This window comes from Mammaliicoccus sp. P-M59, from assembly GCF_022386135.1.
In the GTDB taxonomy this organism is placed as follows: domain Bacteria; phylum Bacillota; class Bacilli; order Staphylococcales; family Staphylococcaceae; genus Mammaliicoccus; species Mammaliicoccus sciuri_A.
In genome coordinates this window covers 70,036-90,857 of sequence record NZ_JAJNJJ010000011.1, presented here as the reverse complement: position 1 = coordinate 90,857, position 20,822 = coordinate 70,036, and the positions used below count along the sequence as shown (strand labels likewise).

Here is a 20,822-nt window from a genome sequence, read left to right as displayed (position 1 = left end):
TGATTGGTTAAGCCAATCACTCTGAAGTACTTTCAGTACTCAATTATTGGAATTAACGTTGACATATTGTCATTCAGTTTTCAATGTTCATTATAAAATAATTTGGAGCGGGTGATCGGAATCGAACCGACAACATCAGCTTGGAAGGCTGAGGTTTTACCACTAAACTACACCCGCTTAGCTATATTAAAATTGATGAATGGTGCGGCCGAGAGGACTTGAACCTCCACGGGATTTCTCCCACTAGGCCCTCAACCTAGCGCGTCTGCCATTCCGCCACGACCGCGCATGGTTTGCAGTACTCAATCAATTTGTTATTTAAGTGACTGTCATTAAGTATATTACATTAAGTTTACAATGTCAATACAAACACTTAACTTTTTAATGTAATTTTACATTGAATAACTTGTCTTATTATTTGTTACGTTTCGTTCAAGCAACATTAACTATAATACGCCGGATCTATTATTTCGTCAATGCTTTTTTATTAAAAATTTAAATAAAAAGTACTACACTCGCATATTTTTAGTGTAGTACTTTCCCAATTATTCTTTATGTTATATTTTTTAACTTTCCACCACATCGTCCACATCTATATTTACGTGTATTAACACGTTTAATACGTTTGAATTCTGTTTTACATTGCCCACATTGATATAAATAGTTAGCACGTTCTTCATAACTTTGAACAGCTTTACAAAATCGTGGTGCCCCTACTTCGATACTTAAATCTTTAAATGCTTTGTCTTTATGCTGATATCCTTTACCTTCTAAATGTAAATGATAATGACAAAGTTCATGTTTAATTATATCTATAAGTGCCTCGATACCAAAATGTTCATATTGTTTCGGATTAATTTCTATATCATGACTACTTAATAAATACCTTCCACCAGTTGTTCTTAACCTTTTGTTAAATACTGCATTGTGTTTAAAAGGCTTATTAAAATATTCCATTGATATATTAGACACAAGTTCTTGAAGTGCCTTATTGTCCATTAGGGTCTATCATAGTTAATGACACTTTTTGTTTTTCTTGGTTTACATCTAATACCCAAACATCAACTATATCTCCTACACTTACAATATTCATAGGATGCTTAACATATCCTTTAGATAATTTAGATATATGAACAAGACCATCTTGTTTGACACCTATATCTACAAACGCACCAAAGTCGACAACATTTCGTACTGTACCACTTAAAGCCATATTTGGTTTTAAGTCTTCCATAGAAAGAACATCTGATTTTAAAATTGGTGTTTCGAATTCATCTCGTGGATCTCTTAATGGTGCTATTAAAGAAGCAATGATATCTTCAAGTGTCGGTATACCTATATTTAATGTTTCACTTGTATCTTGTATATCTAATTTATTTAGTTTTTCTTTTAATATATCAGAACCAATATCTTCTTTTTGTAAACCAACATATTGAATCAACGCATAAGCCGCTTCATAACTTTCCGGGTGAATAGCTGTTTTATCAAGTGGTTCAGTTCCATCTAATATTCTTAAAAATCCGATACTTTGCTCAAATGTTTTATTCCCTAATCTAGGAACTTTAGCTATTTCTGAATGATGTGTAATAACACCTTTTTCTTCTCTGAATTTAATAATGTTATTTGCAACTGTATTGCTAAGACCGGATACATAACTTAGTAACGACGGAGATGATGTGTTCACATCAACACCAACTTGGTTAACGGCAGTTTCCACGACGAATTTTAAAGTTTCACTTAGTGCTTTTTGATTTACATCATGTTGATATTGACCAACACCGATTGATTTAGGATCTATTTTAACAAGTTCACTTAATGGATCTTGTACACGTCTACCTATAGATACAGCACTTCTCTCTTCAACTTTAAAATCAGGAAATTCTTCCCTAGCTATATCTGAAGCTGAATAAACAGAAGCCCCCGCCTCGTTAACGATCACAAATTGGCAAGATAAGTCATGCTTTTTAATCATTTCAGCTACAAATTGTTCTGATTCTCTACTTGCTGTTCCGTTACCAATCGCAACTAATTCAATGTTGTGTTTCTTTATCATATCTACAAATATCTTTTCCGCTTGATCAGTTTTAGAAACTGGTGGATGAGGATATATCACATTTTTATCAACAAATGAGCCATATTCATTAATAACTGCTAACTTACAACCCGTTCTGTATGCTGGATCTAGTCCTAGTATTTTTTTACCTTTTAATGGTGCTTGTAATAAAAGGTTTTTTAAATTCTCAGAGAAGATTTCAATTGCATGTTCTTCAGCTTTTTGTGTTAATTCACTTCTAATCTCTCTTTCAATAGAAGGTAAGATTAATCTTTTCAAGCTATCTTGAATAGCTTCTTTAATAACTTCAATATGTTTATGTTCTTTTTTAACAAATTGAGTTGTTAAATAACTTTCTAATGACGCTGTATCTATTTCGAATCCAACTTTTAATATGCCTTCTGATTCTCCACGGTTAATAGCTAGAACTCTATGAGGTACGATTTTCTTAATCGGTTCTTCATATGTATAGTACATTTCAAAGATATTTTTCTCATCTTCAGCTTTCTTTTTCTTCTCAGTCACTAATTTACCTTGTCTTTCAACACTGTTTAAAATGTATTTACGGAACTTTGGTTCATCTGAAATCATTTCAGCTATAATATCTTGTGCACCTTTAATAGCATCTTCATGAGATGTAACTTCTTCAGTAATATATTTTGAAGCTTCTTCAACTAAATCAATATTAGAAGTACCTTCAAGTATCCATTTAGCTAAAGGTTCTAAACCTTTACGTTTTGCTTCTGTAGCTCTTGTTTTTTTCTTTTTCTTAAATGGTCGATATAAATCTTCTATTCTTTGTAATTTAGTTTGTTTTAAAATATCATTTTTTAAGTCTTCTGTTAATAAACCTTGTTCATCAATTAATCTGATGACTTCTTCTTTTCTATTATGCAAGTTAAGTGCATATGTATATTCATTTTCAATTTGTTTAATTTCAACTTCATCAAGTCCACCAGTTAATTCTTTTCTATATCTTGCTATAAAAGGCACGGTATTCTTATCTTCTAGTAATTCTAGTACAGTTTTAATTTGTTTTTCTGTAAAAGGATGATTTTTCTTTATGATTTCTATTAGTTCTTGATTCATAATTGCCTCCTAAAAATGGTTATATTCTATTTTAACATAAATAGAATATAACCATTTTTGATTTTGAAAAGAGCCAGAAACATTTGAAATGTTTCTGGCTCTCTTAATATATTATTTATTTCATTGCAGCTTCTTTTAATTTCTTTATTGCTGTTCTTTGAAGTCTTGAAACATGCATTTGACTGAGACCTATTTTTTCGCCAGTCTCTTTTTGACTTAAGCCCGTAATAAAGGTGTATTGAATTATTTCTCTTTCTCTATCCGTTAAAATAGGCAGAATTTTTTCTAATATCATTCTTTTTTCTGTTAAATCATAACCTTCTTCAGATTCTCCCATAATATCTAACAAGGTAACGGTAGATCCGTCTTTATCCGCTTCGATAGAATGGTCAACACTTAAGGCATTATAACTTTGACCCATTTCCATTGCTTCTAGAACATCTTCTTCAGTTACTTCTAATCTATTCGCAATTTCAATAATTTTAGGTGACCTTCCTAATTCATTGGTCAATTCTTCATTTGCCTTTTTTATTTTAGGGCCAATTTCTTTAATACGTCTAGGTACATGTACACTCCAAGTTTTATCTCTTAAATATCTCTTTATCTCACCAATTACAGTTGGAACTAAAAATGCTTCAAATTTTCTTTCAAATGAAACATCGAATCTTTTTATAGCACCTAATAAACCAACCATACCAACTTGAACAAGATCTTCATGATGTGCTTGGCCTTTAGAATATTTATATGCTAAAGATTCTACTAATTTCTGATAATGTAATACTAGCTTTTCTTGAGCTTCACTATTATCATTTTCTTGGTAATCTGCTATCCAAGCATTAATGTCTTCTGGAGAAACTTCATTATAAACTTTGGACTCTTCCGTCATGTGTTTGCACCTGCTCTTTAGATAAATACTTTGTCATACTTATTGTAACACCAGCATCTTTTTGGACACTTACTTCATCCATTAATGACTCAATAAGAAATAGTCCTAATCCACCTTGTCTCAAGAAATTGATATTATCGCTTTCTTGGTAAGGTCCAAGCACTTTTTTAGCTTCTTCATAATTAAAGCTTTTACCTGAATCTGATACAATGATTTCTATTTTATCTTCAAATACAAGGTAACCTATTAATATTTCACCTTCAACTTTATCACTATATGCGTGTTTCACCGCATTTGTTACCGCTTCTGACACTGCAATTTTTGAATCTTCAATATCTTCATATGAAGCACCAGCTCTATTAAACACGCCAGATAATGTTAATCTGACAAGTCCAACATATTCTGGAGCTGCAGGGAATCTCATCTCTATATAATCATAGTTAGATGTCATCTCATTATACCTCCGTTCCTTTGTTGACATGCATTAATTCTTTAAGTCCTGTAATATCAAATAATCTCTCAATTCTATCAGATACACCAAGCACATATAGTGATTTATCATGTTCATTGAGTGATTTTAATGTGCCAACAAATAAACCTAAACCAGTAGAATCCATATAACTTACGTTCTCCAAATTAACATGTATATCATGTGTTCCTTTTTGTCTAATCGGTTGTAATACGTCTTGAAGTTGAGGCGCAGTGTACACATCCAATTCTCCGCCAACTTTAATTTCATAGTAGTTTTCATGTTCAGTAGTTTCAATGTTAAGATTCATTCCTTGTTACACCCCTAAATGTATTAGACTTTCATCATTTATTTTTACCCGTTTTTAAAATGTTTAATCTTATTTAACACATCTTAAATATTTTTAACTTACAACTATTTAACTCTTTTAACAATTAATATCGTTAAATCATCTCTTTTATTTGGATTCTGTAGTTTGACTAGTTCTTCATACAAGATTTGGACAATGTCTTGCGGATGTAGTTGTTTGTACTCATCAATCATACTTAATAAATCTGTCGTTTTGATAAATTCATTTTGTTGATTGCGCAATTCTGTTACACCGTCAGTAAACACGATAATCATATCTTGTAATTCTATTTTTATTTCACTTTGTTTATAACGTGTATGTTTATTAACACCGAGCACAATACCTCGTTCAGACATTTCTTCAAATTCTCCAGTCTGACTTCTATATATGTATCCAGGCTCATGTCCTGCAGAACTATAATAAAGCATGTTATTAATTTCTTCATATAGTCCATAGAACATTGTCACAAACATATTTTGATTAACGTTCTTTTCCACAACTCGATTCAAACGTTTCAAACCGTCACTCGGCAATTGCGAATGGCCATAAGAGTCCATACCAAATTTAATCATACTCATCGCTAATGCTGCTGGTATACCTTTACCGATAACATCTGCTACTGCAAAACTCATAGTTCCGTCATTATGATCAATTAAATTAAAATAATCTCCACTTACTTTTTGAGCTGGAACAGAAATTGCCCCAATTTGAATACTATCAAATTGAGGGATTTGAGGCTTTAGCATCGTTTGTTGCAAACTAGACGCAACTTCCATTTCTTTATCATGAATTTTAATCTTATTTAATAACTTCTTATAATCACGGTATGTAAAGCCATAGCCTATCATGACTTCTAAAAGAACATCAAATGAACGAACGATTTGTTCTTTCGTCAGTTCTTGTTCCTGTTCCATAATATTTACATGTAATTGTACTATCTCCTCTGGTGAAACATTATCTTCAATGGCTTCAGTTGAAAATGTTTGGCAAGATGATAAAATTTCGTCATCATTTGTTTGAACATAATCAAGTAATAATTGAAGATACTGTTGTTTCTTTTGTTCTGACACGAAGTCACCTCGTTTCAAATATACTAAAAAAGCTTTAGGTTAATCCTAAAGCGGAAGACGTTTTAAAGTAATATTGATTCTTTTAAAACAATTTCATTATGTATTACCTAATGTATCAAATTTTTGTTGCAAAGTTAGATTGAGGCTGATTGCAATAGCAGTATCAACCTCTTTCATCTTTGCATCAGATAAATATGTTAATTTTTCTTTTAAGCGTTTTTTATCAATAGTTCTGATTTGTTCAAGCAAAATTACGGAATCTCTGTCTAATTTATATTTCGCTGCCTCAATTTCTACATGAGTGGGAATTTTGGCTTTATTTATCTTACCAGTAATTGCTGCAACAATCACAGTCGGGCTGTATCGATTACCTGTATCATTCTGGATAATAACGACTGGTCTTGTTCCCCCTTGTTCAGAACCTGTAACTGGTGAAAGATCTGCGAGATATACATCTCCTCTTCTCATTTATTCACCTTGCTGAGAGGCTATATGCGATTCATTTGAATCACAAGCTTCACATTCACAATAGTATGCTTCAGATGCAAGGGAGAGATTTAAATCGGCCATTGAACGATAGCCTTCTTTCAGTGTTTGTTCTAAACTTAGTGTACGATTTTGCGTTAAAGATGTCATAACAAATACCTCCAGATAAAATAAATGTAAATTTTGTTGATTAAGTTATTAATATCATAACAAATGTAACTCTATTTGACTATGCTATTTTAATAATTCGTTCGTAATTTCAACATTTTCACCATCATGATAGATACGTGGTAATCTCTTTTTCAAGTTACAAAGTACTTCATAATTAATGGTATCCTGTGCTTCAGCAATCTTTTCTGCTGATTGTTCTGAATCAACATCATTATCCATGAGAATGACTTTATCACCTGTTTGAACATCATCTGGCACTTTAATCATCGTTTGATCCATACATACTCTACCTATGACAGGACAATTCACACCATTTACATTCACGAGCGTATCTTGCATCTTTCTTAAGTAACCATCTGCATAACCTATTGGTAATGTGGCCACTTTAATACGTTCACCAGCAGTAAATGTTGCGCCATAACTCACTGTTTCTCCTGGTTCTAAATATTTAGTTTGAACGACTTCTGTTACTAATTGCGCAGAAGGCTTTAATTTTAAATTAGAAATTTCTTGAATATATTTTGATGGATAATATCCATATAATGAAATACCAAATCTAACAGCTGTACAAATAGATGCATCATATCTTAAGGCACCTGCTGAATTTTGAGCATGTATATATTCAGGTGTTTGAGAAGACTCTACAAATTCTTCAAATAATTCATATTGCTTTTTAGAGAAATCATTTGGTTCATCAGCAGAGGCAAAGTGCGTATACACACCTTCAAATATAAGGCGTTCACGCTGATCTATTTTATGAACGACATGTTGGTAAGTTTCAATATCTTTCAATCCAATTCTACCCATGCCTGTATCTATTTTTACGTGCATCCATAAAGGTTTATCAGAATCATCATCTATTGATTCTATTGCATCATCTAACCATTGTTCTGATGGAACGGTTAATGCAACTCTATGTTGAACAGCTTTATTAATATCTTTAGTATTAATTACGCCGAGTACTAATATTTTGGCTTTAATACCATGCATTCTTAATTCAATTGCTTCATCTAATGTGGCAACTGCAAAGAAGTCTACACCTTCATTCATTAAGTAAGTCGCAATTGGTACACTTCCTAATCCGTACCCATTTGCTTTAACGACTGCCATAATTTTCTTATTTGGATGAAGTCTTCCTACTGCTTGATAATTTTCTAGTATTGCCTTTAAATCGACGTTGATATAAGTTGGCCTATAATATTTTTCGGACAACAGCAAGGCACCTCCTCTTATAATATTTGTATTTTATCATATAGAAATCAATCTTGCTTAATATTTTCTATAATCACAATGGCTTCTGCATAATGTTTTGTGTGTGTAATGGACGGATGAACACGGTACCCTTCACAAATGATTTCTGGTTTTCCATTTTCATCTGGTAAACAATTAATCGAATGAAAGCCGTATTTTTTACCAATACCTGTACCCATCGCTTTGCTAAATGCTTCCTTCACAGCAAATCTACCAGCGATGAATTCGACTTTTCTTGATTCTAATTTAATTTTGCTAAAAATATTTATTTCATCTTTTGTTAAAATTTTATTAACCATTTCTGGTCGTTTCGTATACCAATCTTGTATACGTTCTATTTCGACTAAATCTATGCCGACACCTTGAATCATCGTTAACACCTTCATTTTCACTATTTAAAATCATTTTTCAATTCTATTTTGTATCGCGTGTTTAATACGATTTGCCTTATCTTTATTTAAATATTGAATCGTTCGATTTCCTCCAGCTGTGGACAACGTAATATTAGCCAGGTTAAACTTTCTCATTATGAATCCTTCATATAGATCAACATTTTGAATTCTACCCATAGGTATCGTTGTTTCTCTAATCATAAAAATACCTGATTTAATGTTTATTTCATCATCATTTATTTCATATCTGAAATTTCGATACATATAATAAGGCTGGATGATTAAACCATATATAGCTATTACCAAGATGAGCACTACTGGAATAAGCAGAAACCATTTCGAAGCTGTCGTCCACCATAAATTAAAAATTACTGTCATGATGATTAATATGATGATGAGTATTGAAATTGTAATGAGCGATCCAATACGTTCAACGACCATTCCCTTTTTATCCATTCTATATCTAGGAAGCATCTACGTGACCTCCTTTATCTTTATACCATTTATAAATATTTAACGTATCTTGTTTATTAATAAATCTTAATCCTTTGGACAACATACCATTTCCATATGCTATTTGAATTGTGAAATGTGCAATATCTTTACGTTTAATAATTGGATTTTCATGTAGTTCAAAAGTTAAAATCTTATTTCTATTCGCCCAAATTGTTGTATATTCAAACGGTGTTGCATTCAGTATGACAATTGAGTCGTCATAAATTTTGTATCCAGATTTCAACGTAATGATACTTGCATAAAATAGCATAACCAAGAATATTACTAATCCGATCATCCAAGTATAAGGCCATAAATATATTTGGATAGGTATCACAATTAACAATAAAATAATTGTCGGGATGAACACTCTTCTACGAATACCTTGTTTAGGTAAGCCTTTTTTAACGGAATGAAACTGAAATTGTGGAATAATATCTTCAAGTAATTGATATGCTTCTTTCTTCTTCATAAATGGCAAAATTGTCACAGTACCGACATCAGTATCTTCTCCATTTTCAAAATGTCCATCTGAAGTAATTATCGCCGAAATTTTAGTGTATCCGATCACTCTTCTGAATATAGATTCTTCTTCTTTTAACGCTTGTATTCTTCTAATTGGAACGGTACGTTTTTGAACTGTTAACAAACCATATTTAACCGTTAAAAGTTCCCCATCAAATGTTAATTGATATTTATAATTTTTAATAAATACAATGAGTGATCCAATGACATAACTCAATATAATAAATAATAGTGTGATTGATATGATAACAAATGTTAAATTAACAACTTGATTAATCAGTGGACTGATGTAATCCTCGATATCGATTATTTGTGTGAAAAATCCAAGTAATGAACCAAGTGCCGCAAATACAATCAAAATACCACCACTTGTAAAACTCATCTTCAATAAATCTTTAGTTGATAATCTAAAGAACACAACTTCTTCTTTTTCATTAATAACATCATGTTGATCAGAATCAGACGACGTTCCATCTTCCTCGTTTAACTCATCTTCGCTTTGCTCTTTATTTTTAATAGCATATTTTCTTTCTTTTAAATATTTTGAAAGACTATCACTTTGTGACTTCGTAATCGTATCTAATTCAATACCATCACTTGGTGTTTTAATACTTAAACTCACGCCACCTAACAACTGATGTACAATATTTTGAGAAGTATCAACAGACTGAATCCTTTCAATATTTAACTCTTTCCGATTTTTTGAAAAGACACCCCAAGTCATAATCAACTGATCATTCTCAATCCAATAACGTGTATTGTATATCTTAATTGCTTTAAAAATACTACTTATAAGTGAAAAAATTAATAGAACAATTGGAAATGTAAGGTCCCAAAAATTATCAAGTCCGCGTGTTATAACAATAAACACAGCTATTATTAATGGAAATACATTTTCTTTTAAACTGGCTAAAAAGCCACTAACATAAGATATTGGATGTAATTTTTGAGGATCAAACATCATCAGTCACCTCTTTAACCTTAGTCATGATATTTAATCTCGTTTGGTCAGCTATTTCTCGGTTGACCATTGGTAACACTTCTAAATTACCTGCTGTTACAACAACGACAAAGTAAATATTAAACAATCTTGAAATTGGTCCGTGCTTTATCGTTACAAATTGTATTCTGTCATAAGGTTGTACAAATCGCTTTTGATAATAAAGCCCACTTTGTACTTCAATATACCGTTCTCCAATTTCAAAAGATGTTCTTTTAAGTCGTATGATCGGACTTATAAATCCTATCGCAATGATCAACAGTACAATCGGTGTCACAATATAAATGAGAAATGTCCACCAATCATATTTATGCCATAAAACTACAAATACACTGTACAAAACTAAGATAACTATGACATTTATAATATGATTTACATACTCATATTTTATAGACTGTTTTGGCATTTTGTGTTCGAGTATTGGTTTATACATATAATCTCCTCTATCGTTCAATTTACGTGTATTATATCATAAAAAAAGTGTGCGTAACCTTAGAGATTACACACACTTCTTGTTTAGTTTTTATTTTGAATGCTCAGCAAATGTTCTACCTGAGAATTGTTTTTTTGAACGTTGTTTGTTTGGTTTATTGTTTTTACCTTTGTTACGGTCAAATTGATTGTTTTTATCATTACCGCGACGTTTGTTGTTTTTACCATCAAATCTAGTTCTAGATTTACCACGTGAGTTACCACCACGGTTACCTTGTTTGCCTCTATGATTAGACTTTTTAGATAATGGTTTTTCAAATGTTAATTGAATTTCTGCATCGTTGTTAGAAGTAATTAACTCTTGTAATAATGCAGCAACTAATTTTTGGTCACCGTATTCTTTAATTAATGATTCAGCAATTTTTTCAATACGGCCTTCGATTGGACTTTCTACCCAACCTTTAACTTTATCTTTAACATCTGATTCTTTAGCTTTCATAACCTCACCTGGTGTTGGTGGACGTAAAGCGCTCATTTGACGTTTATTAGCTTTTTCGATTTGACGGATATAATCCATTTCGATTGGATTTACAAATGTAACGGCAACACCTTGTTTACCCGCTCTACCTGTACGACCAATACGGTGTGTATAACTTTCAGTATCTTGAGGGATATCAAAGTTATAAACGTGACTTACGCCAGAAATATCTAATCCACGAGCTGCAACATCTGTAGCTACTAAAATATCGATTTGATCATTTTTGAATTTTTTCAATACTTCTAAACGTTTAGCTTGTGTAATGTCACCGTGTAAACCTTCAGCGCGGTATCCTTTAGTGATTAAAGCACTTGTTAATTCGTCAACACGACGTTTCGTACGACCGAATACAATTGCTAATTCAGGATTTTGAACATCTAATAAATTCGTAAATGTCTCGAATTTTTCTAATTCTTTAACGATTGTGTAGAATTCATCAATTTGTGGATCTGACAATTCGTTAGACATTGTTTTAACAATTTTTGGACTCTTCATGAATTTTTGAACTAATTCTTGAATAGCTTTAGGCATTGTTGCTGAGAATAGTAATGTTTGACGATTTTCAGATGGAAGTTTAGACATTATAAATCTCATATCATCTATAAAGCCCATGTTCATCATTTCATCTGCTTCATCTAAGATCAATGTAGAAATTGATTCTGTTTTTAATGTTCTTCTATTTAAGTGGTCAATCACACGTCCTGGTGTACCTACTACGATTTGTGGACCTTTTTTAAGCGATTTGATTTGTCTGTCTATTGGCATACCACCGAATACAGTTACGACACTTACGTTTTGTCCTTTACTGAAACTACGTAATTGCTCTGCCACTTGGTTTGCTAATTCACGTGTTGGTGCAAGAATCAATGCTTGTACACCTTGTTTATCTGCTACTTTATCAATTAATGGAATACCAAATGCACCAGTTTTTCCTGTTCCAGTTTGTGCTTGTCCTAGCACGTCCGTACCTTGTAATGTATGTGGAATACTTTCGATTTGTATTGGTGTTGGTTCAGTAAATCCCATTTTGTCCAAAGCATTTAAGGTAGCTTCAGAAATACCTAATTCTTTAAATTTTTGCAAAATAATTCTCCTTTTATATAGTTAATTCATCTCGTCTTTTTTATTCAACTTCTATATACTACCACCCTTTTACCAATAGCGCAATGCGATTAAATCGTCGTTTACATTTAATTTTCATAAACAAAAACATAATAAAACTGCACTAAAAAGGGATTTAGTACAGTTTCACTTCTTTATTTATTTTTAAATATAAATTTTTCAACTTCATAAAAAACTTTATAATTTACTTTTGATAAACAAATTTCATGTGGTCCTTTATCAATTTCAACTAGACGTGCATGCTTTATTCTCTTCACTAAGTTTCTCGATTTCTCTATTGGAACGAGACCATCTATTGTGCCATGTATGATTAACGTTTTCGCTGCTATTTGTTCTGGAACATATAGCGCACTTTGCTGTAATTTTTTAAATGCCACAAATGATTTATAGTTTATTTTGATTGTACGTCTCACCATAAAATCAAGAATCTTCAAATCTGCATATCTCATATTATTGATAAATGCATATGGAGACTTAACCAAGTATTGTATATTGATATTTTCAAAAGCTGGTGCAATTAACACTAATTGATCGGGTTGTTTAATTTTAGCTAATAAACCTGCAATAATGCCACCCATTGAAAATCCTATAACAATGACTTTATCTGCTTTCTTTCTTAATATTTCATATGATTGTTTCGCTCGCTCAAACCACATATCTTCATTTGTATCTTTAATCAATAAATTTAAGCCATGTCCTGGGTATTCCGGCGCTTCAAGTATAAAATCATAGCGACTACTCAAATATTCAATTAATGGTAATAACTCATAACGACCACCTGTATAACCATGTAAAAACAAGATACCTACTTTCATGTAAGCGCGTTAATAATCGTTTCGAGTGACATACCTCTAGAACCTTTAAACAAAGTGATAGAGTCTTCATTTAATTGATTTTTTAAATAGTCTGTGATTTCCTCTTTATGCTCAAAGTGATAAGTTTCAGGTATATATGCTTTCGCAATATTTGATATATGAGCCGCTTCTTCACCATATGTGATTAACGTTTGTATAGCTTTATGTTCTAAATAATAGCCAACTTGCTCATGCATTTCTTGACTCATTTCGCCTAGCTCTAAAACATCCGCAAGAATAAGTGTCTTATCCGTTTGTTCCATATTATGCAGTGTATCAATTGCTGCTTTCATACTTGTTGGACTTGCATTATATGCATCATTAATAAGTAAACCATATTGTTCAGTTTCAATTCTTTGCATGCGCATATCCGTTAATACAAGATCATCTAGAGAACTTTGAATAACATCTTCCGTTACACCTAAATGTTTAGCCACTTGAATTGCATATGTGGCATTTTTAACATTGTGTTCACCTAATATATTTAAATGATAAATGAAATGACTATTATTCAATTGAAAATTGATGCCATGACTTGATGATTGATTCGTTTTGATAATCACATCATTATCATTCGCTACCCCTACAGATAGTTTGTCATGTTTCATTTCAGATACGAAAGGTTTAAGTAATGGCTCATCACCATCGTATATGAATAGTCCTTTATCTTTAAGACCTTCCGTAATTTCAAATTTGGCTTTTGCAATACCTTCTCTAGAACCTAAATCTTGCATATGAGACTCACCAATATTCGTGATAATGGCAACATCAGGTTCAGCTAAATGTGTTAATTCACTAATTTCACCAAATCCACTCATACCCATTTCTAGAATGGATACTTCAGTATCTTCATCTAAGTCTAGTATCGTCAATGGACAACCAATCTCATTATTATAATTTCCTTGTGTCTTTTTAACTTTAAATGATTTATTCAACACACATTCAACCATATCTTTAGTTGTTGTTTTACCATTTGAACCTGTAATTGCGACAACTTTAGGATTTACATATTTCAAATATGCTTTAGCTAAACTTTGTAATGCTGCTAAAGTGTCATCAACAAAAATAATAGGTCCTTCTGGCGGATTTGGTACATCTTTTTGCCAAAATGATGCACCTGCACCATCGTCAAGTGTTTGACGTACAAATTTATGACCATCTACATTTTCACCTTTAAATGGTATAAACAAATTTGATTTAGCAATTTTTCTTGAGTCTATACATGTACCTTGAACAACGACATCAAGATATTCGTCTTGAATGTCACAATCAATCCATTCTTTAATTTTACGTAAATTAATATTCATTCTATTTACCCTCAGTCAATTTTATATTTGATATTCTTCTTGTTATCGTATCGTTCAATAGCAAGTTCAATTAACTTAGTTATAAGCTCTGTATAGCTTAAGTTCATGTTCTCCCATAATAATGGATACATGCTGTATTGTGTAAATCCTGGCATTGCATTTGTTTCATTAATATAAATTGTATTATCTTCTGTTAAGAAGAAGTCTGCTCTTACCAATCCAGAACAATCTGTTGCTTTAAAAGCTTCAATAGCCATATTTCTTAAAGTTGTTGCTGTTTCTTCATCTACATCAGCAGGTATTTGAAGTTTAACTTTGCCATCTTTATATTTAGATTTATAATCATAAAATTGTACATCTTTAATAACTTCACCAGGTAAAGTTGTTTCTGGGTAATCATTACCTAATACGGCTACTTCAATTTCTCTAGCATCAACACCTTGTTCGATCACAAGTTTACGGTCAAATTGAAATGCTTCTTCAATACCAGAAATTAATTCTTCTTTATTCGTACATTTACTAATACCAACACTTGATCCTAAATTTGCAGGTTTAACGAATACAGGATATTCAAGTTTATTTTGAATAAGCTCCACTATATTATGTTCATATTTCTCGTATTCACTTTTTAAGAAACTTACATATGGTAATTGAGGTAATCCTCTGTGAGCGAATAAATGTTTCATCACTAATTTATCCATTGAACTTGATGCTGCAAGCACACCATTACCAACATAAGGAATATCCAATACTTCAAATAAACCTTGAATTGTACCGTCTTCACCGTTTGGACCGTGTAATAATGGAAATACTGCGCTATATGCGTTTCCATCATTACTCGCTTCTAATAATTTAGATATTGGTGTTAATGATTCACTTGATAATTTTAATTGTTCAATATCTTCGACTTTTCCATCGATAGATTGGTCGCTTTTAATCCAATCCCCATCATTTGTAATATAAATGATATCAATTATGTATTTAGATAGATCAACTGCATTGATCACATTTTGAGCCGTTAAAATTGATACATCGTGCTCTGCACTTTTCCCACCATATATAATGCAAATATTTTTTTTAGACATATATAAGCCTCCAAGTAGATTATTAGCCTATATTTTATCATGTTTTTAGCTATTGTTGCACGTATCAACATGACTATTTTAAAAATAACGCTTTTCTGAATAGCAAAAATGTATCACTTTATGTACAATCAAGTTATAATGAAAATTATGAAATTTAGTGTTAATTAAAGGAGTCTTTTAATGGAAACTTCTACTCGTACATTAAATAAATCGTTTCTAGAAAGAATAGATTGGCGATTAATTACGATTATTCTTATCTTATTTGGAACGAGTTGTTTAATAATCAATTCTGCAATGTCTGGCGGACAATATGAAACAAACTTTTTACTTAAACAAGTCTTATACTATGTGCTTGGTTTTATTTTAGCCATTGCCTTAATGTTCATATCTCCAAAGACACTGAGAAAATATGTTTGGATTATATACATAATTGGAAACTTATCATTAGTTGGACTATTAATCCTGCCTGAATCTAGCTTTACACCTATTATTAATGGTGCTAAAAGTTGGTATAGACTAGGACCTATCAGTATCCAACCATCTGAGTTTATGAAAATCATTTTAATTATTGCGCTAGCTAACGTTATCTATCAACATAATAGATTTACTTACAACAAATCATTATCAAGAGACTTTAATTTATTACTAAAAATTGGTTTAACTTCTTTAGTACCAATGTTATTAATACTTTTGCAAAATGATTTAGGAACAACACTTGTATTAATTGCGATCATTCTTGGTATCGTTGTTGTTTCAGGCGTAACATGGAGAATACTCGCACCAGCATTTATCGCCCTATTTGGAATTGGTTCAAGTATCATTTTATTAATGATTTTTAAACCAAGTGTGATTGAGAAAGTTTCAGGTATTAAGACGTATCAATTAGGACGTATTAATTCTTGGCTAGATCCGTATGCATACAGCTCAGGTGACGGATACCATTTAACAGAATCCTTAAAAGCCATTGGTTCTGGTCAAATATTTGGTAAAGGTTTAAATAACGGTGAAGTTTATATTCCTGAGAATCATACTGACTTTATTTTTTCAATCATTGGTGAAGAATTTGGATTTATTGGAACGATGGCTGTACTGATTATTTTCTTAGCGTTATTCATACACTTAATTAGAATGGCAACAACGACACGTCATCCTTTTAATGTTGTATTTATAATCGGATACTTATCATTCGTGCTATTCCACGTTGTACAAAATATCGGTATGACCATTCAATTACTACCTATCACAGGTATCCCATTACCATTTATAAGTTATGGTGGATCAGCGTTATGGTCATTAATGGCAGGTGTTGGTATATTACTATCTATCTATTACCACGAAAAAGAGAAATTTACTGAATCCGACCAAAAAGCCGACATATAAAAAACCGCATCCTCGATTCGAGGACGCGGTTTTTTAGTTTACCAATTTATTTCAACTTGTTAGTTGCGACATTCGGCAAACTACGCATTATTTCTATTCGTGACTTAGTTTCTGTTATGTTTACGCCTAATGATGATAAAAGTTTGACCACATTCTTTACCTTTGACTTAGGTTGATTCATGGGTACCACCTCTTATTCAATTTAATTACCTTAAGTTCATTCTACTCTAAATTAAGTAGTTTGACTATAGTTCATTCGGCCTATATTGTTATTTTTTTGTTTAATTTGTTATTTTTTTATAATAATTATATGAATGATATCTTAAACAACTTCATATCCAGCATCGAAAATAGCATTTTCAATATTATCGATACTTGCAGGATCTTCGTATACGACACGTACTTGATTATCATCTGGACTAGCGACAACTTCTTTAACACCGATTAATTGACCTACTGATTCTTCAACTGCTTGTTTACAATGTCCACAAGACATACCTTCAACATTAATGATTTGTTCTTTCATTTATAACACTCCTATATATTTAAATGATATTTTAATTGATGCCATTTCATAATCATTATATGCATATGTTTTAGAACGGTCAAATACAACCTTTTCAATTTTAATTTAAATGTATTATACTAGTTTAAGATAAAGAAACGGAGGCATTGGTATGAACTACTTTTCATATTTTTCATTTGATTTTTCCATCATAGTATCAGTGCTACTTATTACAGCATTTATTCTGAATGTTGTGTTTGGATTTATTATCATTTTCTTAGAACCAAGAGAAGCTGGTGCGATTTGGGCTTGGTTGTTAGTGCTTTTATTTGTTCCGATATTAGGATTTATACTTTACTTACTATTTGGGAGACAAATTCAAAGAAAGAGTATTTTCAACTTAGATGAACAAGATAAAATAGGTCTTGAACACATCATAAATGAACAAATCAAAGCAATTGATGAAAATAATTTCGAAATTGATAAGCCTGAGATTTCTAATTATAAGCATCTGATTCATATGTTGCTTTACAATAACTCAGCCTTCTTAACAACTGATAACAAAGTTGAAATGTTTACAGATGGACATGATAAATTCGATGCACTTATTGAAGATATTAGAAAAGCTGAGTCATATATCCATATTCAATATTATATCTTTAAGAAGGATAACTTAGGTAAAAAGATCTTATTTGAACTTGAAAAGAAACTTCAAGAAGGTTTAGAAGTTAAAATGTTATATGACGACATGGGTTCACGTAAATTAAATTTATCTTCATTTAAGAAATTTAGAGCTCAAGGTGGAGAAGTTGCAAGTTTCTTCCCTTCTAAACTCCCACTCATTAACTTTAGAATGAACAACCGTAACCATAGAAAGATTGTTGTGATTGATGGAAAAGTTGGTTACGTAGGTGGCTTTAATGTCGGAGATGAATATTTAGGTTTAGATAAAAAATTTGGTTATTGGCGAGATACGCACTTAAGATTAGAAGGCGACTCAGTCAATGCATTACAGCTTAGGTTTATGTTGGACTGGAACTCTCAATCTACACGTGACAAGATGCGCTATGAATCTAAATACTTCCCTGATGTTGAGTCTGGCGGTAAAGTTGGTATTCAAATTGCATCAAGTGGTCCCGATGAAGAATGGGAACAAATCAAATATGGTTATTTAAAAATGATATCTGAAGCTAAAAAGCATATTTACATTCAAACACCATATTTCATTCCAGATTTATCATTTTTAGATGCGATTAAGATTGCTGCCCTATCAGGCGTAGATGTTAATGTGATGATTCCTAATAAACCTGATCACCCATTTGTTTATTGGGCAACATTTGCCAATGTCGGTGAATTAATTAAAGCAGGCGTTAAAGTTCATATATATGAAAAAGGCTTTATACACACGAAGATGGTAGCTATAGATGATGAAGTTGTAAGTATTGGTACAGCAAACATGGATAATAGAAGCTTCGTATTAAACTTCGAAGTTAATGCCTTTATTTACGACGAAGAAATCGCAAAGAATTCACGATTAGCTTATGAGAATGATATGACGCATTCATCATTATTAACAGTAGAAAGATATGAAAATAGAAGCACGTGGATTAAATTAAAAGAAGGTATAGCACGATTACTATCACCTTTACTATAAATTCTAAACAGGTAGAAGAGATGATTGTTCAAACTTTTCTACCTGTTTTTTTAAGGAGAAAGATATGAATAAAGAACAGATTATTAGAGAAGCAGAATCATATGTTAGAACATTACATCAAAACGATACGACAGGTCATGACTTTGAGCATATTCTAAGAGTAAGACATCATGCTCTAGATATTGCACAGTTTGAGGACGTGGATTTATTCGTAGTTGAATTAGCAAGTTTACTACATGATGCTGTTGATAAAAAATTATTTAAAGATGCGGATACAGCTTGGCAACAACTTTATCAATGGATGAATGACATGGAGATAAGCGAAATGATTCAAACAGAGATTATCCATATTCTAAAGTATGTTAGTTATAACGGTGGTAAAAATGAAGGTAAACTTACAAGCTTAGCAGGAAAGATCGTTCAAGACGCAGACCGCATTGATGCAATTGGCGCGATAGGAATAGCTAGAACATTTCAATATGCCGGTCATTTTAAAGAACCTATGCATATCTCTTCTCAACAACCGCGTAATTTAAATGATCTACAAGAAGGTCAATATCATGATGAACCGAATACGGCAATCAATCATTTTTACGAAAAATTATTATTATTAAAAGATTTAATGAATACTAAACGAGGCAAACAAATCGTTGAAGAACGTCATCTATTTATGGAAAAATTTTTAGAACAATTTTATCAAGAATGGGACATAAATAAAAAAACAAACTAATCACAATGATTAGTTTGTTTTTTGGGTTTTATTTCTTTTTCTTTTTATTAGATACGAGTTTAGCTGGTTTCTTCTCTTTGTTAGCTTCTTGTTGATTTCTTTCATGTGCTTCAATGATTGGTTTCATTTCTTCTTCAACTTTGTTGTTATAGAAGACATTACCTAACCATGTTTGAACAACTAAGAATGCACCACCGACTGCCCAGTATAAACCTAATGCAGATGCTGAAATGTATGACATCCAAATAATCATAATTGGAGAAATAAACATCATCATTCTCATCATATTTTTCTGTTCATCTGGAACATTCGCATACTTCATAGAAACAAATGCTTGTAATGCATAAATGATACCTGCAATGATCGTAATAATTAAATCAGGTTCAGTTAAATTAAACCATAAGAAATTCGGATATTCTGTAATTCCGCCTTCAGTAGGATATTTTAATACATAGAATAATCCCATGACGATTGGCATTTGTATAACGATTGGTAAACAACCCATGTTCATTGGATTAATACCATGTTTTTTGTATAATGCCATCATTTCTTGATTGGCTGCCATTTTTTCTTCTTGAGTACGAGCACGTTTAACTTTTTCTTGAATTGCTTCCATTTCAGGTTTAGCAAGTTTCATTTTTTCACGCATTAACTTTTGATTCTTATACGTCTTCATCATAAATGGGAATAACGCAAAACGAACAATTAATGTTATAACGATAATAGCTAGACCATAATCGTGATTCAAATTTGTACCAAGCCAATGAATAACACTATCCATTGGTTTTACGAATGTATTATAAAAGAATCCATCCCTATTCTCAGGTTTAGAATAATCACAACCAGCTAGCACAACCATTACACCAAATAATAATGGCCATAAAGCTTTTTTCTTCATTTTTCCACCTCTATTGATATACTCACATAAAACTCATTCTATCATAGAATAGCGACAACATAAATCAATATATTAATTTTA

Annotated in this window: 23 protein-coding genes and 2 tRNA genes; 3 read left to right on the top strand and 22 right to left on the bottom strand. The window is 31.7% G+C overall.

The genetic code is table 11. The features are described from left to right. Positions 1–103: 103 nt before the first annotated feature. The 19 genes from LQ617_RS14725 to LQ617_RS14635 form a co-directional block, all read right to left on the bottom strand. Positions 104–177, bottom strand: a tRNA-Gly gene (locus tag LQ617_RS14725). Positions 178–200: 23 nt separating this feature from the next. Beyond that, positions 201–286 (bottom strand) — tRNA-Leu (locus LQ617_RS14720). 266 nt (positions 287–552) lie between these two features. Beyond that, complete coding sequence (locus LQ617_RS14715) at positions 553–999, bottom strand: SprT family protein (RefSeq protein WP_196307902.1); 447 nt, start codon at positions 997–999, stop codon at positions 553–555. After that, entirely contained in the window at positions 989–3,142 is a 2,154-nt protein-coding gene (locus LQ617_RS14710) for a Tex family protein (protein ID WP_239740681.1), read from the bottom strand. Before LQ617_RS14710 ends, LQ617_RS14715 begins: the two co-directional genes overlap by 11 nt. Positions 3,143–3,257: 115 nt before the next feature. Beyond that, positions 3,258–4,028: an RNA polymerase sigma factor SigB gene (gene sigB / locus LQ617_RS14705; RefSeq protein ID WP_037589755.1), complete on the bottom strand. Its 771-nt coding sequence runs from the start codon at positions 4,026–4,028 to the stop codon at positions 3,258–3,260. Beyond that, on the bottom strand, positions 4,003–4,479 hold the full coding sequence (rsbW, locus tag LQ617_RS14700) for an anti-sigma B factor RsbW (RefSeq protein ID WP_025904514.1): 477 nt from the start codon (positions 4,477–4,479) through the stop codon (positions 4,003–4,005). Before rsbW ends, sigB begins: the two co-directional genes overlap by 26 nt. 4 nt (positions 4,480–4,483) lie before the next feature. Continuing rightward, positions 4,484–4,807: an anti-sigma factor antagonist gene (locus LQ617_RS14695; protein WP_025904513.1), complete on the bottom strand. Its 324-nt coding sequence runs from the start codon at positions 4,805–4,807 to the stop codon at positions 4,484–4,486. A 104-nt stretch (positions 4,808–4,911) separates the two neighbouring features. Further along, a complete protein-coding gene (locus LQ617_RS14690; protein ID WP_025904512.1) occupies positions 4,912–5,916 on the bottom strand; it encodes a PP2C family protein-serine/threonine phosphatase in 1,005 nt (334 codons plus the stop codon). Between the two features lie 96 nt (positions 5,917–6,012). Beyond that, the gene (locus LQ617_RS14685; RefSeq protein ID WP_025904511.1) at positions 6,013–6,384 is read right to left on the bottom strand and encodes a type II toxin-antitoxin system PemK/MazF family toxin; all 372 of its coding nucleotides are present in this window, start codon (positions 6,382–6,384) and stop codon (positions 6,013–6,015) included. Next, positions 6,385–6,552, bottom strand: coding sequence for a type II toxin-antitoxin system antitoxin MazE (gene mazE / locus LQ617_RS14680; RefSeq protein ID WP_239740680.1), 168 nt, complete (start codon positions 6,550–6,552; stop codon positions 6,385–6,387). Positions 6,553–6,636: 84 nt separating this feature from the next. Beyond that, complete coding sequence (gene alr / locus LQ617_RS14675; protein WP_239740679.1) at positions 6,637–7,785, bottom strand: alanine racemase; 1,149 nt, start codon at positions 7,783–7,785, stop codon at positions 6,637–6,639. A gap of 47 nt (positions 7,786–7,832) precedes the next feature. Then, positions 7,833–8,195 carry a holo-ACP synthase gene (gene acpS, locus LQ617_RS14670; RefSeq protein ID WP_037589759.1) on the bottom strand — a complete coding sequence of 121 codons (363 nt, stop codon included), beginning with the start codon at positions 8,193–8,195 and terminating at the stop codon, positions 7,833–7,835. 30 nt (positions 8,196–8,225) lie between these two features. Further along, positions 8,226–8,690: a PH domain-containing protein gene (locus LQ617_RS14665; RefSeq protein WP_126477273.1), complete on the bottom strand. Its 465-nt coding sequence runs from the start codon at positions 8,688–8,690 to the stop codon at positions 8,226–8,228. Beyond that, complete coding sequence (locus LQ617_RS14660) at positions 8,680–10,200, bottom strand: PH domain-containing protein (RefSeq protein ID WP_239740678.1); 1,521 nt, start codon at positions 10,198–10,200, stop codon at positions 8,680–8,682. The genes LQ617_RS14665 and LQ617_RS14660 overlap by 11 nt, the downstream gene beginning before the upstream one ends. Further along, positions 10,190–10,669, bottom strand: coding sequence for a PH domain-containing protein (locus tag LQ617_RS14655; RefSeq protein ID WP_159315401.1), 480 nt, complete (start codon positions 10,667–10,669; stop codon positions 10,190–10,192). Before LQ617_RS14655 ends, LQ617_RS14660 begins: the two co-directional genes overlap by 11 nt. A 90-nt stretch (positions 10,670–10,759) precedes the next feature. Further along, a complete protein-coding gene (gene cshA / locus LQ617_RS14650) occupies positions 10,760–12,289 on the bottom strand; it encodes a degradosome RNA helicase CshA (RefSeq protein ID WP_037589762.1) in 1,530 nt (509 codons plus the stop codon). A 173-nt stretch (positions 12,290–12,462) separates the two neighbouring features. Next, positions 12,463–13,143, bottom strand: a complete 681-nt coding sequence (locus tag LQ617_RS14645) for an alpha/beta hydrolase (protein WP_126477270.1) — start codon at positions 13,141–13,143, stop codon at positions 12,463–12,465. Further along, positions 13,140–14,489, bottom strand: coding sequence for a UDP-N-acetylmuramoyl-tripeptide--D-alanyl-D-alanine ligase (locus tag LQ617_RS14640; RefSeq protein ID WP_126477269.1), 1,350 nt, complete (start codon positions 14,487–14,489; stop codon positions 13,140–13,142). The genes LQ617_RS14645 and LQ617_RS14640 overlap by 4 nt, the downstream gene beginning before the upstream one ends. A gap of 11 nt (positions 14,490–14,500) precedes the next feature. Continuing rightward, positions 14,501–15,574, bottom strand: a complete 1,074-nt coding sequence (locus LQ617_RS14635; protein ID WP_037589765.1) for a D-alanine--D-alanine ligase — start codon at positions 15,572–15,574, stop codon at positions 14,501–14,503. A 180-nt stretch (positions 15,575–15,754) separates the two neighbouring features. Between LQ617_RS14635 and LQ617_RS14630 the strand changes: the two genes are divergently transcribed. Further along, on the top strand, positions 15,755–16,954 hold the full coding sequence (locus tag LQ617_RS14630; protein WP_037589766.1) for an FtsW/RodA/SpoVE family cell cycle protein: 1,200 nt from the start codon (positions 15,755–15,757) through the stop codon (positions 16,952–16,954). A 46-nt stretch (positions 16,955–17,000) separates the two neighbouring features. On the opposite strand, the gene LQ617_RS14625 is transcribed toward LQ617_RS14630, so the two are convergent. Then, the gene (locus tag LQ617_RS14625; protein WP_224658879.1) at positions 17,001–17,135 is read right to left on the bottom strand and encodes an Lmo0850 family protein; all 135 of its coding nucleotides are present in this window, start codon (positions 17,133–17,135) and stop codon (positions 17,001–17,003) included. A 141-nt stretch (positions 17,136–17,276) separates the two neighbouring features. Beyond that, a complete protein-coding gene (locus tag LQ617_RS14620; RefSeq protein WP_025904499.1) occupies positions 17,277–17,480 on the bottom strand; it encodes a copper ion binding protein in 204 nt (67 codons plus the stop codon). A gap of 151 nt (positions 17,481–17,631) precedes the next feature. On the opposite strand from LQ617_RS14620, the gene cls reads away from it, so the two are divergent. Both cls and LQ617_RS14610 read left to right on the top strand, forming a co-directional pair. Further along, entirely contained in the window at positions 17,632–19,113 is a 1,482-nt protein-coding gene (cls, locus tag LQ617_RS14615; RefSeq protein WP_049320116.1) for a cardiolipin synthase, read from the top strand. A 64-nt stretch (positions 19,114–19,177) separates the two neighbouring features. Next, positions 19,178–19,843, top strand: coding sequence for an HD domain-containing protein (locus LQ617_RS14610; protein ID WP_239740677.1), 666 nt, complete (start codon positions 19,178–19,180; stop codon positions 19,841–19,843). A 28-nt stretch (positions 19,844–19,871) separates the two neighbouring features. Here the strand turns inward: LQ617_RS14610 and yidC are convergent, their stop codons facing one another. After that, positions 19,872–20,741, bottom strand: coding sequence for a membrane protein insertase YidC (yidC, locus tag LQ617_RS14605; RefSeq protein WP_025904496.1), 870 nt, complete (start codon positions 20,739–20,741; stop codon positions 19,872–19,874). Positions 20,742–20,822 lie beyond the last annotated feature (81 nt).

Excerpts from the sequence above, each read along its gene's own strand:
- LQ617_RS14715 (WP_196307902.1), bottom strand. The coding sequence starts at position 999 with ATGGACAATAAGGCACTTCAAGAACTTGTGTCTAATATATCAATGGAA.
- LQ617_RS14710 (WP_239740681.1), bottom strand. The coding sequence starts at position 3,142 with ATGAATCAAGAACTAATAGAAATCATAAAGAAAAATCATCCTTTTACA.
- sigB (WP_037589755.1), bottom strand. The coding sequence starts at position 4,028 with ATGACGGAAGAGTCCAAAGTTTATAATGAAGTTTCTCCAGAAGACATT.
- rsbW (WP_025904514.1), bottom strand. The coding sequence starts at position 4,479 with ATGACATCTAACTATGATTATATAGAGATGAGATTCCCTGCAGCTCCA.
- LQ617_RS14695 (WP_025904513.1), bottom strand. The coding sequence starts at position 4,807 with ATGAATCTTAACATTGAAACTACTGAACATGAAAACTACTATGAAATT.
- LQ617_RS14685 (WP_025904511.1), bottom strand. The coding sequence starts at position 6,384 with ATGAGAAGAGGAGATGTATATCTCGCAGATCTTTCACCAGTTACAGGT.
- mazE (WP_239740680.1), bottom strand. The coding sequence starts at position 6,552 with ATGACATCTTTAACGCAAAATCGTACACTAAGTTTAGAACAAACACTG.
- acpS (WP_037589759.1), bottom strand. The coding sequence starts at position 8,195 with ATGATTCAAGGTGTCGGCATAGATTTAGTCGAAATAGAACGTATACAA.
- LQ617_RS14665 (WP_126477273.1), bottom strand. The coding sequence starts at position 8,690 with ATGCTTCCTAGATATAGAATGGATAAAAAGGGAATGGTCGTTGAACGT.
- LQ617_RS14660 (WP_239740678.1), bottom strand. The coding sequence starts at position 10,200 with ATGATGTTTGATCCTCAAAAATTACATCCAATATCTTATGTTAGTGGC.
- LQ617_RS14655 (WP_159315401.1), bottom strand. The coding sequence starts at position 10,669 with ATGTATAAACCAATACTCGAACACAAAATGCCAAAACAGTCTATAAAA.
- LQ617_RS14645 (WP_126477270.1), bottom strand. The coding sequence starts at position 13,143 with ATGAAAGTAGGTATCTTGTTTTTACATGGTTATACAGGTGGTCGTTAT.
- LQ617_RS14640 (WP_126477269.1), bottom strand. The coding sequence starts at position 14,489 with ATGAATATTAATTTACGTAAAATTAAAGAATGGATTGATTGTGACATT.
- LQ617_RS14635 (WP_037589765.1), bottom strand. The coding sequence starts at position 15,574 with ATGTCTAAAAAAAATATTTGCATTATATATGGTGGGAAAAGTGCAGAG.
- LQ617_RS14630 (WP_037589766.1), top strand. The coding sequence starts at position 15,755 with ATGGAAACTTCTACTCGTACATTAAATAAATCGTTTCTAGAAAGAATA.
- LQ617_RS14625 (WP_224658879.1), bottom strand. The coding sequence starts at position 17,135 with ATGAATCAACCTAAGTCAAAGGTAAAGAATGTGGTCAAACTTTTATCA.
- LQ617_RS14620 (WP_025904499.1), bottom strand. The coding sequence starts at position 17,480 with ATGAAAGAACAAATCATTAATGTTGAAGGTATGTCTTGTGGACATTGT.
- cls (WP_049320116.1), top strand. The coding sequence starts at position 17,632 with ATGAACTACTTTTCATATTTTTCATTTGATTTTTCCATCATAGTATCA.
- LQ617_RS14610 (WP_239740677.1), top strand. The coding sequence starts at position 19,178 with ATGAATAAAGAACAGATTATTAGAGAAGCAGAATCATATGTTAGAACA.
- yidC (WP_025904496.1), bottom strand. The coding sequence starts at position 20,741 with ATGAAGAAAAAAGCTTTATGGCCATTATTATTTGGTGTAATGGTTGTG.